This is a genomic window from Zunongwangia mangrovi, from assembly GCF_900112105.1.
In the GTDB taxonomy this organism is placed as follows: Bacteria; Bacteroidota; Bacteroidia; order Flavobacteriales; family Flavobacteriaceae; genus Zunongwangia; species Zunongwangia mangrovi.
Map to the genome: position 1 here is coordinate 1,374,092 of NZ_FOKV01000001.1, position 16,307 is coordinate 1,390,398.

Annotated in this window: 15 protein-coding genes; 11 read left to right on the top strand and 4 right to left on the bottom strand. The window is 36.1% G+C overall.

What is annotated here, in order from left to right; genetic code table 11:
• Positions 1 to 32: 32 nt before the first annotated feature.
• The 11 genes from BM201_RS05995 (at position 33) to BM201_RS06045 (ending at position 11,028) form a co-directional block, all read left to right on the top strand.
• On the top strand, positions 33 to 866 hold the full coding sequence (locus BM201_RS05995; RefSeq protein WP_245758583.1) for an outer membrane protein assembly factor BamD: 834 nt from the start codon (positions 33 to 35) through the stop codon (positions 864 to 866).
• 10 nt (positions 867 to 876) lie between these two features.
• On the top strand, positions 877 to 1,209 hold the full coding sequence (locus tag BM201_RS06000) for a DNA-directed RNA polymerase subunit omega (RefSeq protein WP_092540462.1): 333 nt from the start codon (positions 877 to 879) through the stop codon (positions 1,207 to 1,209).
• Positions 1,210 to 1,234: 25 nt separating this feature from the next.
• Positions 1,235 to 2,437: a bifunctional phosphopantothenoylcysteine decarboxylase/phosphopantothenate--cysteine ligase CoaBC gene (coaBC, locus tag BM201_RS06005; protein ID WP_092540464.1), complete on the top strand. Its 1,203-nt coding sequence runs from the start codon at positions 1,235 to 1,237 to the stop codon at positions 2,435 to 2,437.
• Positions 2,430 to 3,314, top strand: coding sequence for a type IX secretion system protein PorD (gene porD / locus BM201_RS06010; protein ID WP_175486990.1), 885 nt, complete (start codon positions 2,430 to 2,432; stop codon positions 3,312 to 3,314). Before coaBC ends, porD begins: the two co-directional genes overlap by 8 nt.
• A gap of 73 nt (positions 3,315 to 3,387) precedes the next feature.
• Positions 3,388 to 5,043: a DNA repair protein RecN gene (gene recN / locus BM201_RS06015; RefSeq protein ID WP_092540466.1), complete on the top strand. Its 1,656-nt coding sequence runs from the start codon at positions 3,388 to 3,390 to the stop codon at positions 5,041 to 5,043.
• Between the two features lie 78 nt (positions 5,044 to 5,121).
• Positions 5,122 to 5,949 (top strand): enoyl-ACP reductase FabI, encoded by an 828-nt coding sequence (locus BM201_RS06020; protein ID WP_092540468.1) that lies wholly within the window; start codon positions 5,122 to 5,124, stop codon positions 5,947 to 5,949.
• 140 nt (positions 5,950 to 6,089) lie between these two features.
• On the top strand, positions 6,090 to 7,097 hold the full coding sequence (locus BM201_RS06025; protein ID WP_092540470.1) for a glycosyltransferase family 2 protein: 1,008 nt from the start codon (positions 6,090 to 6,092) through the stop codon (positions 7,095 to 7,097).
• Complete coding sequence (locus BM201_RS06030) at positions 7,090 to 8,046, top strand: CdaR family protein (RefSeq protein ID WP_092540472.1); 957 nt, start codon at positions 7,090 to 7,092, stop codon at positions 8,044 to 8,046. Before BM201_RS06025 ends, BM201_RS06030 begins: the two co-directional genes overlap by 8 nt.
• Before the next feature lie 5 nt (positions 8,047 to 8,051).
• Positions 8,052 to 8,645, top strand: a complete 594-nt coding sequence (coaE, locus tag BM201_RS06035) for a dephospho-CoA kinase (protein WP_092540474.1) — start codon at positions 8,052 to 8,054, stop codon at positions 8,643 to 8,645.
• 64 nt (positions 8,646 to 8,709) lie between these two features.
• Entirely contained in the window at positions 8,710 to 10,302 is a 1,593-nt protein-coding gene (locus BM201_RS06040) for a sensor histidine kinase (RefSeq protein ID WP_092540476.1), read from the top strand.
• A gap of 3 nt (positions 10,303 to 10,305) precedes the next feature.
• Positions 10,306 to 11,028 (top strand): response regulator transcription factor, encoded by a 723-nt coding sequence (locus BM201_RS06045; RefSeq protein ID WP_092540478.1) that lies wholly within the window; start codon positions 10,306 to 10,308, stop codon positions 11,026 to 11,028.
• Between the two features lie 115 nt (positions 11,029 to 11,143).
• On the opposite strand, the gene miaA is transcribed toward BM201_RS06045, so the two are convergent.
• Genes miaA through BM201_RS06065 form a run of 4 tightly spaced genes read right to left on the bottom strand, consistent with a single transcriptional unit; the run spans position 11,144 to position 16,271 of the window.
• Complete coding sequence (gene miaA / locus BM201_RS06050) at positions 11,144 to 12,061, bottom strand: tRNA (adenosine(37)-N6)-dimethylallyltransferase MiaA (RefSeq protein ID WP_092540480.1); 918 nt, start codon at positions 12,059 to 12,061, stop codon at positions 11,144 to 11,146.
• Positions 12,054 to 12,884 carry an ion transporter gene (locus tag BM201_RS06055; RefSeq protein ID WP_092540482.1) on the bottom strand — a complete coding sequence of 277 codons (831 nt, stop codon included), beginning with the start codon at positions 12,882 to 12,884 and terminating at the stop codon, positions 12,054 to 12,056. The genes miaA and BM201_RS06055 overlap by 8 nt, the downstream gene beginning before the upstream one ends.
• 6 nt (positions 12,885 to 12,890) lie before the next feature.
• On the bottom strand, positions 12,891 to 14,906 hold the full coding sequence (locus BM201_RS06060; RefSeq protein WP_092540484.1) for a transglutaminase family protein: 2,016 nt from the start codon (positions 14,904 to 14,906) through the stop codon (positions 12,891 to 12,893).
• Complete coding sequence (locus tag BM201_RS06065; RefSeq protein ID WP_092540486.1) at positions 14,907 to 16,271, bottom strand: exonuclease domain-containing protein; 1,365 nt, start codon at positions 16,269 to 16,271, stop codon at positions 14,907 to 14,909.
• Between the last annotated feature and the right edge of the window lie 36 nt (positions 16,272 to 16,307).

Genomic DNA, 16,307 nt, shown 5'->3' on the forward strand with positions numbered 1-16,307 from the left:
AAAAACTGTACTTTTGCAAGATGTTTTTACAAATGATGAAAAAAGGATTACTTTTATTAGGTTTACTTTTTGTACTACAGTCCTGTGGGGACTACCAAAAGATGTTAAAAAGTGAAAATGCAGGTGAGAAATACACCTTTGCAGAAAACCTTTATAACGAAGCCAAAGCCGAAGATAGTAATCGAAAATTTAGAAAAGCGATTCGGCTTTTCGAACAAATTTTACCACAGTATCGTGGGAAGCCTCAAGGAGAAAAATTAAGTTATCTTTTTGCAGATTCTTACTATCAGGTGGGTGATTATTATTTGTCTAGTTTCGAATTCGAAAGATTTGTACAATCATATCCTAACAGTGATAAAGTAGAGGAAGCTTCTTTTAAATCGGCTAAAAGTTATTTTGAAGAATCTCCTCGTTACGATCTGGATCAAACAGATACCAATAAAGCGATCGAAGCTTTACAAAGTTATCTTAACAGATATCCTGAAGGAGAATATGCAGAGGAAGCCAACTTAATGGCGACCGAGCTTCGATTAAAATTAGAGAAAAAAGCATTTGAAATTGCAAAACAATATTGGAGAATTGGAGGGAATTACCGTGAAGGAAACTTTACTGCGGCAATTACATCTTTCAATAATTTTATAGCAGATTATCCAGGTACGCCATATCGCGAAGAAGCGTTTTACCTAAGATTTGATGCAGCTTATTCTTATGCAATAAACAGTTACAGGAATTTAATGCAAGAGCGTTTACAGGAAGCAGAGGAGTATTACCAGGCGTACAAGAAAAGTTACCCAGAAGGTGAATACATCGCCAATGTAAACGAAGCATACCAGGATATACAAGCAAGGTTGAAAACTTTTAATTAGTTTAAGGAAAATGGATATTAAAAAAACTGAAGCAGCGGTAAACACGACTACGCTCGACAAGAATCAAATTGATGCGCCTACAGATAATATTTATGAGGCAATTTCAATTATCGCTAAAAGAGCTAACCAGATCAATACCGAGATCAAAAAAGAGTTACTTGAAAAGCTAGACGAGTTTGCTACTTATAACGACAGTTTAGACGAAATCTTTGAAAACAAGGAGCAAATCGAAGTTTCTAAGTTTTACGAAAGACTTCCTAAACCACATGCGTTAGCAGTAGAAGAGTGGTTAAGCGATAAGATCTATTATCGTAACACCAAAGAATCTGAAGATTCAATCTAAAAAGATTTTAATAGATCTATAGCATATGTCTGTACTACGAGGCAAAAAAATACTTTTGGGTATTACCGGCGGTATTGCTGCCTATAAAACCGCCTCGTTAGTCCGACTTTTCATTAAGGCCGGCGCCGAAGTCCGTGTGGTGATGACGCCGGCTGCAAAAGATTTTATTACTCCGCTTACTCTTTCTACCCTGTCCAAAAACGAAGTATATTCTTCTTTTACTGAAGACGAAGATGAAGTTTGGAACAATCATGTAGAACTTGGCTTATGGGCAGATCTTATGCTTATAGCCCCGGCAACGGCCAATACACTTTCTAAAATGGCAACCGGTAATAGTGATAACTTTTTACTGGCTACTTATGTTTCGGCTAAATGCCCGGTTTTCTTTGCACCGGCAATGGATTTGGATATGTATAAACATCCTTCCACTAAAAATAGCTTTGAAACTTTAAAAAACTACGGAAATTTTATGATCCCTGCCGGCACAGGAGAACTTGCCAGTGGTTTAAGTGGTGAAGGCAGAATGGCCGAGCCTGAAGAGATATTTCAGTTTTTAGAAGATCATTTATCAGCTTCTTTACCCTTAAAAGGAAAACATGTTATGATCACTGCAGGACCAACTTACGAGGCCATAGATCCTGTGCGGTTTATTGGTAATCACAGTAGTGGTAAAATGGGGTACGAGATTGCCAAAGCAGCTGCAGATCTTGGCGCTGAGGTTACTTTAATATCTGGTCCCACTCATTTGCAAATTGCTGAAGATCATATCAATCTTATCAAGGTGGTGAGCACGCAGGACATGTATGATGCCGTCATGGCAAACTTTGAAACAGCAGATGTTGTGATCGCTGCCGCAGCGGTAGCAGATTATAAGCCTGAAAGTGTAGCCGACCAAAAAATTAAAAAAGCCGATGAGACTTTAACAATACGGCTTACCAAAACTCAGGATATTTTGCGTTCTTTAGGAGAGCGCAAGCAGCATCAAAAATTAATTGGTTTTGCTTTAGAGACCAATAATGAGCTGGAAAATGCAAAAGCAAAGCTGCAAAAAAAGAATTTAGATTTTGTGGTGCTTAATTCGCTTCAGGATAAAGGTGCAGGATTTAAGAATGATACTAACAAAGTAAGTTTTGTTTTTCAGGACGAAGTAAAAACCTTTGGTTTAAAACCAAAATCTGAAGTTGCGGTAGATATCCTTAACGAAATAATCGAACTTTTAAATGAATAGAATAATCGCAATATTAGTGATGCTTTTTTGCTTCAATTTACAGGCGCAGGAGCTTAATTGCGATGTTCAAATTAATGCCGAACAAACCGGGCAGACTAATCTTAGCGTTTTTAAAACCCTAAAGAATTCGCTTCAGGAATTTATTAATAGCACAAGTTGGACAGGTAGAGAATTACCCCCAGAGCAACGTATTAACTGCAGTATTTTTATCACCGTGAGAGAGCTTGATGGCGAAAATTTCGCGGCAAGTATCCAGGTGCAATCTTCGAGACCGGTTTTTGGATCTGATATGGTAACGCCTGTTTTTAATTACAATGACGATGATTTCAACTTCTCTTACAGGGAATATCAGCCTTTAAATTATAATCAAAATACTTTTAGTTCTAATTTAGTTTCAGTTGTAAGTTTTTACGTGTACACCATTTTAGGATTAGATGCCGATTCGTTTGAGCAAAATGGGGGAACGCCTTTCTTCGAAGAAGCTAAACAAATTGTCACAGTTGCCCAGCAAAGTAATAGCGCCGGTTGGCAGCCTAGCGGAAACACAAGATCGAGATTTAGACTTAATGCAGATTTGTTATCAAATTCATTTCAGGGTTATCGAGATGCGCTTTACACGTATCATCGTGAAGGCTTAGATGTGATGCACGATAATATTACTGAAGGTAAACAATCGATCGCCACAGCACTTGAAGAGTTACGGGAAATGAACTCTGTACGCCGAAATTCGTTATTATTAAGAGTCTTTTTTGACGCCAAGTCTGGCGAGATCATTAATATTTTTACCGGTGGTCCAGATGTTGGTGAACGTGGTTTAGTGCAAAAACTGAATAGCATGGCGCCGAGTTATGCGCGCCAGTGGCGACAGATCCAGTAATTGTAAATCTTTTTTCTGGTAGTTGATTTGCGCCAATTTCTCCCTTATATTTAGCCTTAAATTCTAAGAAAAATTGCTTACATCTTTATCTATTAAAAATTACGCGTTGATCGAAGATATCAACATGAATTTAAAGCCTGGATTTACCATTATTACTGGAGAAACCGGGGCTGGTAAATCTATTATGCTTGGAGCATTAGGTTTACTTTTGGGAAATCGAGCCGATTATAGTTCGATCAAAGATGCTGCGAAAAAGTGCGTTATAGAAGGTGTTTTTGATGTTTCTAATTATGGCTTAACCAATTTTTTCGAAAAAGAGGATCTTGATTACGAACCAAAAACCATTATTAGAAGAGAGATTTTGGCTTCAGGAAAATCACGGGCTTTCGTAAATGATACGCCTGTTACTTTATCGAGTTTAAATAATTTAGGGAATTATTTGATCGATATTCATAGTCAGCATGAAACCTTAAGTTTAGGAAATAACGATTATCAATTTCAGGTGATCGATACCATTGCAGATAATGAAGCGCTAAATTTAGAATATCGTGAAGCCTTAAAAGAACTTCGATCCTTGCAAAAACGACAAGAAGTTTTAAGAGAAGAGCAATCTCAGGCCACAAAAGAATACGATTACAACGTTTTTTTGCTGAATGAATTAGACGAAGCAAAATTGCAACCGGGAATGTTGGAGGAGCTTGAAGCCCGATATGAAGAACTAAATAATGTTGAAGAATTAACCGAGCAGATAAATTCAGCTATTAATTTTATTTCTCAGGAAGAAATAGGAAGCTTAAGTACTTTAAAAGAGGTGCGTAATAATTTGTCTAAAATTTCACGATTTTCGGCTAATTATGAAAGTCTGCACGAGCGCGTTCAAAGTGTGATTATCGAGTTGGATGATATTAATGCTGAATTGGAAACTGCGCTAGAAAATACAGAAGCCGATCCTTTAGAACTCGAAAAAACTAACGATCAGCTTCAGCAAATCTATAATCTTCAGAAAAAACATAATGTTTTGGAGGTCCAGGATCTATTAAATATTGCAGAAGATCTTAGAAAGCAGGTAGCTGTTAGTGAAAATGCAGACGAGGCTTTGGCTGAAATAGCTTCAGCAATAAAAAAACAGCAGGGTAAATTATCCAATATCGCCAAAAAATTACACGATCGTCGTGAGAAGATCATTCCATCTTTTGTAAAAGAAACCGAAGGAATTTTAAGCGGATTGGGAATGCCTAATGCGCGATTAAAGATCAGTTTAGAACAAGGTGATAAGTTTTTTGCTAACGGAAACGATACATTGGGTTGGTATTTAGCCGCTAATAAGGGCGGAAGCTTTAAAGAAATTAGAAAAGCTGCATCTGGTGGAGAGTTATCCCGCATAATGCTGGCTGTTAAAAGTATTTTAGCAGCACAAAGTAATCTACCGACCATTATTTTTGATGAGATCGATACCGGAGTGTCTGGTGATATTGCACAAAAAATGGGTGAAATTTTACAGAAAATGGGCCGCAGTATGCAGGTTCTTGCTATTACGCACTTACCGCAAATCGCCGGGAAAGGAAGTGCTCATTTTAAGATATTTAAAGAAGATACCGGTGAAGTTACCAGTACCAAGATCAAACAATTAGCGCAGGAAGAACGTATCGACGAGTTGGCGATGATGCTTGGCGGAAATACAATAAGTGAATCTGCCAGAGCGCACGCTGTATCTTTACTGGAGAATTAATAGATTTTAAAAAATCTACGGCTGTAGTGAATTTTACTATCTTTACCAGCTGAAAAGAATCTAAAAACAAATTTCGACATGTCATATAACCTTTTAAAAGGAAAAAAAGGAATCATTTTCGGGGCATTAGACGAGAATTCTATTGCATGGAAAACCGCTGTGAAAGCACACGAAGAAGGTGCTGAAATCGTGCTTACCAACGCTCCGATCGCCATGAGAATGGGAAGTATTAAAACTTTAGCTGAGAAAATTGGTGCTGAAATTGTTCCTGCAGATGCTACAAAAGTTGAAGATTTAGAAAATCTTGTAGATAAAGCTACAGAAATCCTTGGAGGCAAGATCGATTTTGTACTTCATTCTATCGGGATGTCTGTTAACGTAAGAAAAGGAAAACATTATACCAATCAAAATTACGATTGGACAGTAAAAGGATGGGATGTTTCTGCTGTTTCTTTCCACAAAACCATGCAGGCACTTTACCAAAAAGATGCTATGAGCGAGTGGGGAAGTATTGTTGCGCTTTCGTATATGGCGGCACAACGTGTATTCCCAGATTACAACGATATGGCCGATAATAAGGCTTATTTAGAAAGTATAGCCCGTAGTTTTGGTTATTTCTTTGGGAAAGACAAAAAAGTAAGAGTGAATACCATCTCTCAATCTCCAACACCAACTACTGCAGGGCAGGGTGTAAAAGGGTTTGATGGATTTATCGCTTATGCAGATAAAATGTCTCCTCTAGGAAATGCAACAGCTCAGGATTGTGCAGATTATACGATCACACTTTTCTCTGATCTTACTAAAAAAGTTACTTTACAAAATTTATATCACGACGGAGGTTTCTCTAACGTAGGCGTTAGCCAGGAAGTTATGGAAGCTTTTGTTGAAAAGGAAGGCGAAAAATAGTTTTTGCTGAACTTTAAAACTGAATTTACCTTCTTAAAAAGTGTGGCTTGCAGATCGTTAAGCTTAACTTAATTTAAGGTAAATTCAGTTTTTCTTTTTTAAATTCACTTCAGTTAAAGTCATGCTGTTATTTTCTTAAAATGAATAGAGAATATTCCTTTATTGTACCTGTATATAATCGTCCTGAAGAGACTCGGGAACTCTTACAAAGTATGGCGGCTTTAAAATTCGATAGAGGTTTTGAGGTCGTAATTGTGGAAGATGGCTCTAGCCGAACTTCAGAAGAAGTTATAAAAGAGTTTAAAGACCACCTGGATATTAGCTATTATTTTAAAGATAATTCGGGTCCCGGAAAATCTCGAAACTTTGGGATGCAGCGTGCTAAAGGAAATTATTTTCTAATTTTAGATAGCGATGTGATTCTGCCAGAAGATTACCTTCAGCAGGTAGATAAAGGCTTAAACGAAAATTATTGCGATTGCTTTGGTGGGCCAGATGGTGCACATAAAACATTTAGTGATATTCAAAAAGCGATCGATTTTAGTATGACTTCTTTTTTAACTACAGGCGGAATTAGAGGAGGGAAAAAAGCAGTTAATAAATTTCAGCCACGTAGTTTTAATATGGGGCTTTCTAAAGAAGCTTTTTTGGCTACAGAAGGATTTGGAAGTATACATCCTGGCGAAGATCCAGATCTTTCGTTGCGTCTGGAAAAGCAGAATTTTAAGACCTGTTTAATTCCCAAAGCAGTGGTTTTTCATAAAAGAAGAATCGATTGGGAGAAATTTTATAATCAGGTTCATAAATTTGGGCTTACCCGTCCTATTTTAAATAAGTGGCATAAAGGTAGCGCGAAGATCACCTATTGGTTTCCTTCGATCTTTATTGTTGGATTTGTAATTTCTGTGCTGGCTATTCGTTTAGGGGTTTGGTGGATGCTTGGATTATATGTTTTATATTTTACGGTTTTGTTTTTCCTTGCTAGCCTAAAAACGAAGAGTTTTAAGATAGGTTTTTTAGCGATCCTGGCGACGGTAATTCAGTTTTTTGGTTACGGTTATGGATTTCTAAGATCCTCTTGGTCGATGTTAATTATAAAAGCAAATCCGGAAGAAGCTTATCCGGGATTATTTTTTAAAGATGCGTAGTTACGGTAACATAGGAGGTAAGAAAATTAAAAAAGCCAACGTACAGGTGTTTGGTTTTTTCCTGATATTTTCTGCCATAATCTGGGTTTTGGTACAGCTTTCTAAAGAGTATAATCGCACGGTCGAAATTCCTCTTACCTATGTAAATACGCCTTTAGATAAAAGTTTGCAGGATACTCCAAAAACGTTGCGTTTCAATCTTGATGCTAAAGGATTTTTATTAATCTGGAAATACCGATTTTTTAAGCCAGAATTAACCATCGACCTAAGCAATACTGAAGAAGTTGGTTCGCAGTTGGTGTACGATATTCAGGATAATAGAAATTCGATCGAAAATCAATTGAATATAGACTTCGATAATGCTAATTTTTTAAAAGACTCTTTGGTTATCGATTTTCAGCCTCGAAAAGAAAAACGAGTGCTTATTTCGCCCAAAACAAGTCTGAACTACGATGTAGGTTTTTCAGCAGTAAATCAGGTAGAATTACAACCAGATAGCGTTACTGTTAGTGGGCCAGAGAATATAATTGATACGTTAAGCAGTCTTTCTACCACCTTAATTAGCGCTAGCAATATTAGTAAAGATATAGCTGGGACAGTAGCTATTGATACGGCGAATTTGGGGATGTTAAACTTTTACCGTAATACTGTAGATTATAGCCAAAAGGTCGCAAAGTTTACCGAGGGGAATGTTGAAATTCCGGTAGAGGTGATCAATTTGCCCAGAGGAACTAATCTTACTATTTTTCCTAAGAAGGTAATGCTCTATTTTCAGGTGAATTTGAAGAATTACGAATTTGTAAAAGCAGATCAGTTTAAAGTGGTTTGTGATTTTAATGAAATTCAGGAAGGTGTAGACTATATGCTGGCGCAGGTTAGCGAAAAACCGAGATTTGTAAATAATGTTCGATTGAACGAGCGTAAAATACAATTCATTATAAAACGATAATCTAAATGCTGAAAGTAGGACTTACCGGAGGTATTGGTAGTGGGAAGACAACTATTTCTAAAATGTTTAAAGAGATAGGAGTACCGGTGTATATTGCAGATGAAGCTGGTAAAGAATTGATGGAAACATCAGCTGAAATTCGCAAAAAGATCGTTGAATTTCTTGGGGAAGAATCTTATAAAGATGGCAAGCCAAATAGACCATTTATCGCTTCAAAAGTGTTTAATGATAAAGAACTGCTTGAGAAACTGAATTCCATTATTCATCCCGCAGTTGCAGATCATTTTAAGAATTGGCTATCTAATCAATCTTCAGCTTATATTGTTTACGAGGCTGCGATCTTGTTTGAAAAGGGATCTCACGAGAATTTTGATTTTAGTATTTTGGTAACAGCACCTAAAGAGACACGAATTGAACGAGTGTTAAAACGCGATGATACTACCCGAGAGCAAATCGAGGCTCGAATAAATAACCAATGGAGCGATGAAAAGAAGATAAAACTTGCAGATTTCGTCATAAAAAATGAAGAAATTGAAGATTCTAAGAGACAGGTTGTACATTTAAACGAGATTATCTTAAAGTCGGCTAAAAATTCCTAATTTCTCTGTTAACATTTGGTTAAACCGGTTATGCTCTAAATGTTAAAATATTACTTTTGGGAGCATGAATAAGAAGTTGTTTGTACTACTCGTTGTCTTAATGAGTTTGTCCCTTATTGGAATAATTTTCGTGCAGGGCTACTGGATTAAGAGCACAGTTGAAGACAGGGAGGAGCAGTTTTCTTATAACGCTAAACAGGTATTAATTGAGGTTTCTGAACAAATTCAGAATAGTGAATTTGAACGATATATTTTTGAATACGAATCTCAATTACAAAACTCTGAACAAAAAATCGATCGAATAACCCTAACCGAGTATTTGATCGCTACAAGGGATGAGTTTAAGAATGAAGATGTTTTTAATTTTGGAACCATACAGGAAGCAGATTATAAAATTTCATCAGACTTTCTAGGAGCCGAACAGCAAAGCGATAGCATTCAGATCAAAAAACTGATTAACCGTAAGGTTACCCAAATTGTAAAAGATAGAGGAGAAGATTCGGGTTCTGCCCAATCTGCTTCAGATATCATGGAAAGGGTAATGCGTTTAGAAGATTACGAAAAAGAAATTTTACGAGATGTGATTTCTGAAGCGGCTGCAAGACAACCTTTAAGAAAACGAGTTTCAGAAAAGACCATAGAAAATTTGCTAAAAAGAGAATTAGCAAGTCGTGATCTTGATACCAAGTTTGAGTATGCGGTATATAGCAACTCGGTTGAAAATTCAATAGAAACGGGAATACATTCAGATAATTTTGATGTTTCTCACCCTTCCACTTACGGCGTTCCACTTTTTGTGGATCGAGCAGGAAACAGCAATTACCAGCTACTGGTAAATTTTAAAGGCAAAAAAGGTGTAGTGTTATCTTCGGTTACATTAATGGCCGTATTGTCTATCGTTTTTACATTGATTATTGTAATTGCGTATTCTAGTGCCTTGTCTCAGTTAATAAGACAGCGTCAAATCTCGCAGATAAAGACCGATTTTATTAATAATATGACGCACGAATTTAAGACTCCAATTGCGACTATAAATCTTGCTTTGGACTCGATCAAGAATCCAAAGATCATTTCAGATCAATCTAAAGTGCTTAGGTATCTACAGATGATTAGAGATGAAAATAAAAGAATGCACGCGCAGGTAGAAAATGTGCTAAGAATATCGAAATTAGAGAAAAACGAACTCGATTTAAAGAAAGAACGCCTGCAATTGCATGACATTATTTTAGATGCGATTACGCATGTAGAATTGATAGTTGAAGACCGTGCAGGTTACATTCAGACTCATTTTGGAGCTTTAAAATCTTCAATCTTAGCAAACGAAGATCATTTTACAAATGTTATCGTGAATATTCTGGATAACGCTATAAAATACAGTGAAGAAGAGCCTAGAATCGATATTTATACTGAAAATGTTAAGCATTACATTATCGTCAAAATTCGAGATCAGGGCGCAGGAATGAGCAGAGGCGTTCAGAAAAAAATATTTGAAAAATTTTATAGAGAACATACCGGTGATATTCATAATGTAAAAGGTCATGGTTTAGGATTGGCCTACGTAAAGCAGATCTTAGACGATCATCATGGGCAGATCACCGTTAACAGTGAAAAAGGAAAAGGAAGTACCTTTATAATTAAATTACCACTAATATCTTAATATATGGAAACTGAAAACAAGAAAATTTTACTAGTAGAAGACGATCCAAACTTTGGAACGGTTCTTAAGGATTACCTTGCGATGAATGAGTACGAGGTAACTCATGCCAAAAACGGAATGGAAGGATTCGAAAAATTCAAAAAAGATGATTTCGATCTTTGTATTCTTGATGTGATGATGCCTTACAAAGACGGATTTACATTAGCGAAAGAAATTCGCGAAAAGAATGAAGAAATTCCAATTATCTTCTTAACTGCTAAGGCAATGAAAGAAGATGTATTAAAAGGTTATAAAGTAGGAGCAGATGATTACCTTAATAAGCCTTTTGATAGTGAAGTATTGCTTATGAAAATTAAGGCCATCATGCAGCGTAAAGCTACAGATAGTGTTGCCGATAGTAAGCAATTTGAATTCGAAATTGGTGATTTCCACCTAAATTCTAAACTTAGATTCTTAACTTTTGGAGAAGAGGAGCCACAAAAGCTTTCTCCTAAAGAAAACGAATTATTACGTTTATTAGCGCTGCATGAAAATGATCTAATGCCTAGAGAGTTAGCACTAACCAAAATTTGGAGAGATGATAACTATTTTACCTCTAGAAGTATGGACGTTTATATCGCCAAACTACGTAAGTATCTTAAAAAGGACGAAAACGTAGAAATCTTGAACATCCACGGTGAAGGATTTAGACTTGTTGTGAAAAACAAGGAAGAAGAAAAAGCTTAAGCAAAAACAACAACAATAAATAGCAATTTTCAGTTTCAAAGGAAGGAATATGCTGCTCTACAATGGGCAGGATATTCCATAACCTTTACTGATTTTGGATAAGTTCAATCCCTATTTAATTTAGGTTATTTATCTCTTCTGAAATAAACTTATTTATCTTTTCAGGTTTGGTTTTGAAATCAAACCAATGAATATTTTGATTTTTTCTGAACCAGGTAAGCTGTCTTTTGGCAAAACGGCGGGTATTTTTTTTAATCTCTGAAACAGCGAAATCCAGATCAATTTCGTGATCTAAATAGCTGAAAAGTTCTTTATAACCTACCGTATTAAGTGCGTTTAAGTGCTTTTTAGGATAAAGTTTTTTGGCTTCTTCTAATAAGCCAGCCTGCATCATTAAATCTACTCTTAAGTTAATACGATCGTAAATAACTTGTCGATCTGCCGTAAGACCTATTTCGATAATGTTGAAATTCCGCTTATTTTTTTTCTGATTTAAAAAGGAAGAATATGTTTTACCGGTTCCCAAACAGATTTCGAGTGCTCTAATCACTCGGTGAGGGTTTTCTATATCTGCTTTCGAGAAATATTCAGGATCCAGATTCTTTAGTTTCTCTTGTAGTTTTTGTAGGCCATCTTTTTCCAATAATTCATTCAGATTTTGTCGAATTTCAGGTTTAATTTCAGGAAAATCGTCTAGGCCTTCAGTAATACTTTTTACATATAATCCGCTGCCGCCAACCATAACGAGAACATTGTGATTCTGGAAGAGCTCATGGATTTTGGCCATAGCCTCTTTCTCGAAATCACCAACCGAATATTGATCTTCTATCGATATATGCTGAATAAAATGATGCTTTGCAGTCGCTAATTCTTTAGGCGAAGGAACGGCGGTACCAATACACATTTCTTTAAAGAACTGGCGAGAATCTGCTGAAATTATTTCAGTATCAAAATAATTAGCGATATGGATTCCTAATGCTGTTTTACCTATGGCAGTAGGTCCTACAACACTTATAAGTATTTTGTTATTCATTTAGTTTATTTCCGCAGTTATGGCAAAATTCGGCATCGTCTAAATGTTTTCCTTCATTACAATGAGGGCAAACCTGGGTATTGTTTGCCAAACTTTCGTCTGTAGCTCTACTATATTCTGCTCCTACTATTCCTGTTGGAACGGCGATAATTCCGTATCCTACGATCATTAATAGTGATGCCAATAAGCGACCAAGCGGAGTAATTGGTGCAATGTCTCCAAAACCTACAGTGGTAAGCGTTACAATACACCAGTAAATACTAATAGGAATATTATCGAAACCTCCGGCTTCACCTTCGATGAGATGCATAAGTGTACCTGTAATGATACATATGATAAAAACAGCAAAAAGAAATACCAGGATCTTAGCTTTACTATTTTTAAGGGCAATGGCCAGTTTATTAGATTCACCAACATAACGAGTGATCTTTAAAACCCTAAAAACTCTCAATAATCTAAGTGCTCTAATAGCGAAGAACAGGTTTTTACCTCCCATAAAGAATCCAAGATAACTTGGTAGGGTAGAGAGAAGATCTACGATGCCGTAAAAACTAAAAATATAGCTTTTAGGTCGTTTTATAACTAAAATTCTGGCAATGTATTCGATCGTAAAAAAGATAGTGATTATCCATTCAGCAATAAAAAATTCCCAGTAATATTCAACATGAAGATGAGTGATACTTTCTAGCATCACCAGTATAACACTAATTACGATAAGAACAAGAAGAACGATGTCAAATAACTTTCCCATGGGAGTATCGGCTTCGTAAATAATGTCGTAAAGCCGCTTTTTCCACTGGGGTCTGTCATCTTTTGTTTTCAAGCCTTCTTAATTTTCCGCTAAGTTATCTATTTTTTCTTTTAATACAATTACAGATTGATTTTGGATATTTACCAGCTTATCCATAAATTCTTTTAAATATGGATAGTATCCAGAATTATACATGGCTTCAGAAAAGATAACTCGTAAACGCACGTAAAGATGATGATCGTCTGCCTTTTGAGTGATAAACTGAATTTTAGCAGCGCCATTAGGTAAAGAGAACATTTTCTGTTCAGGAAGTTCTACGATTTCGTAGTTTTCTGGGGTCTCTACTAAAATACTGGAGCTATAAACATCCTTAAAACCAAAATCGATAGGGTATTTTCTTTCTTCCAGTTTAAAAGGATTTTCTTTCCAGAATACAAATGTGAAAGGATTAAGATAGATCCTGTCATTAATTTTCTGAGAGATATTTTTTATCTCATAATCTACAGATAATTCTTCGCTGGTATTTTTCTCGTTCTCATAATCTAGGCTAATCAACTCGTAAGAGTCTCGAATATCATTTAGACCTTTTAAGATCTGTTCGTCTTCAGAAGCTTCTCTTATCTTTTTTCGGGCGCTAGAAGCATGATAACCACCAAATGTTTGATTAGATTTCAAAATAGAGGTACCGTCCTCTTCAACTATAAGGCTGTCGCGGTATGCTATTTTAGAAAAGCCTTCAGGAGTGATATCTATCCAACTACTTTCGGTATCAAAATCTAGCTTTCTTCCGTATTGATTAAGAGCACGGAAAGGAAGTTGTCCAAATTCTACAAATTCGTCTGTAGCATCTAGCATATATTCTTTCCCATCAATCTCGAGTAGCACAAACAAATAATTAAAATCTGAAAGTACCGGAATGATCTTCTTTGGAAATCCAGCACTTCTGGTTGCACTAATTACCGGGTAAACTTTAAAACCTTCGTTATTATAAAAATTATGAAGAAGAATGTTTACAGAAGACACATTACCAGTATGATCTTCGATAAGGTCTTTGATATTCATATCATCAAAGATTCGATAGTTCCCATTCCATTTATAATTTTCTCTTACAAAGCTGTAAATGGCCTTGGCCTTATCAAGATCGTTATCCTGGTTTGCGATTTCTTCAGGCAGTAATTCTTTTACTAATCGGTCTTTTTTTAACTGTTTACCTATTCCTTTATCTGTTTTAAACTCACGATCTACATCTTTCCATTCTTTGGTGTACTTGCGCTCGTAACCATCTAACATGGTAACTTGAGTCAACTCATATTCTATCCTGGAAATATAGTTGTATTTAGAAGTAAGATAATCTTCCTCGATAAAGGCTGGGATCTCCTTCATCGCATAAATGGTAGTGATACAATCACCTGCGTTTTGGGATTGCCCGCCGTAAAAACAGTTTTTCTTAATATCGGCATCATTTTGATCTAGCTCCAATTCTCCCATTTTTACGATATTATAATTGTAATTTGCAGGAATTTCGGTTTCGTACCGGCTAAATGCTTTCGGGATGTCCTCCTGAAACCACCAGGTGTGAAAATTAAATATGTACGGTGATTCAAATCGATAAGAATACACTAAAACGGCGCCAGGTTGTACATCTGGAAAAGTGAATTTCACGTATTCATATTTGCCTTTTTCTTCAGTAAATATTTTACTTTCAGATAAAACTCTGGAACGAATTGTGGAACCATCTAAGTAATAAGTCGTGGCTTTAAGATCATGGATCTTTTCTGGAACATTGCCACCTTTATAAAGTGGAATAGTGATATTAGCCTCCCCGTAACCATCTTTATTTAAGATTTTGATCTTAGCTTCGTAATTGGTGAAAAGATGAAAATCACGACCATCTTCGATCTCGCTATAACCACTTTCAAAAATATAAAAGGCATTAGCGGTGGTGTCTGGTAAATAAGTGTTTGCGTAAAGCTCTTCTTTGGTTACTTTACTGCTACCAACATTAAAGTTTTGCTGGTTGAATTGATGATCTTCTTCCTGAGCGAAAATGCTTAAGCTAAAAACAAGCAAAAGCGGCACTAATAATTTATTCATTTACTGAAATTGAACGATTTTAAGCTTCTTGTTACGTCTTAAGTAGCTTTGGATGATATGTTGGGCATCTCTATCATTCGTCATAGGGGTGATGATAGATTTTATAATATCTAAGTTGTTAATCTGATGATTTAGATTATAATAACCTACGCCTTTAAAATTTCCGTCTTCAATTAATAATGCGCTTTTTTCGTCCACATCACGACCGCGGTCTATTACCAGCATATTTTGGTTGGCATACGAATATTTTTCTATAAGCTGCATTACTCTTGCATTATAATCTTCAGGACTTTCTTCACCAAGACAGGCGCCGTAGCAGCTTTTTATGGTGTAATTAAAACAGGTACCCGAGCCTGGATGCTCGCCAGAAATCCTTGCGCAAAGCTCGTATTCTTCGATCCATTTACTCAACGTATTTTTTGCTGAACGTAAACTGCTAAATGTTGTAATGCAGTTTCTTGTAGATCTGGCTTTGCTTATTTTAAAATTGATATATCCATCTTTATCGGTGTAGTGATAAAGACCGTGGGTAAATATATGTTTTTTTAAGGCTCTATTATACTTAGGCTTATTATTTTTTATTTCCTGGTTTTCCCTAAGTAGAGCGATAAGTTCATTTCCCGTAGATTCGTACGAAACCGAGGAAACTTCTTTTTGCATCTCCCTCGCCTTAGCGTTATCGTTCGTAAAATGCTGATTGATACGCTTTTTAATATTCTTGCTCTTACCAATATAAATGATCTCGCCATCCTCGTCGTGCAAATAATAAATACCGATTATGGCCGGTAAGTCGTCCAGAATATAAACCAGTTTGCTGTCTAGTTGTCGTTTTGGTTCCTGCCTAACGTTGTCCTTTAAAATGTCTTTTTTGGTATCTTTTGCCAATAACATTTTAAACAGTTTTACTGTTGCCTGTGCATCACCATTAGCACGGTGACGATCACTTAACGGAATTCCCAAAGCTCTTACCAGTTTTCCTAAACTGTAAGATGGCATATCTGGAATTAGCTTTTTAGAAAGTTCTACCGTGCATAAAGATTTTCGCTGAAATTCAAAACCAAGACGTTTAAATTCAGTTCTTAAAATTCGGTAATCAAATTTAGCATTATGGGCAACAATAATACAATCTTCTGTGATCTCTACGATTCGTTTGGCAACCTCATAAAATTTAGGCGCATTACGCAACATTTCGTTATTAATTCCTGTAAGACCAACCACAAAAGGTTGTATAGGACGTTCTGGATTGATCAAACTAATAAATTGATCGACCACCTTTTCCCCGTCAAATTTGTAAATAGCAATTTCGGTTATTCCTTCCTCATTATACTTGCCACCGGTAGTTTCTATGTCTAAAATTGCGTACAAAAACTCTTCTTTCTTTTTTAATCCCTCATTAGGGGT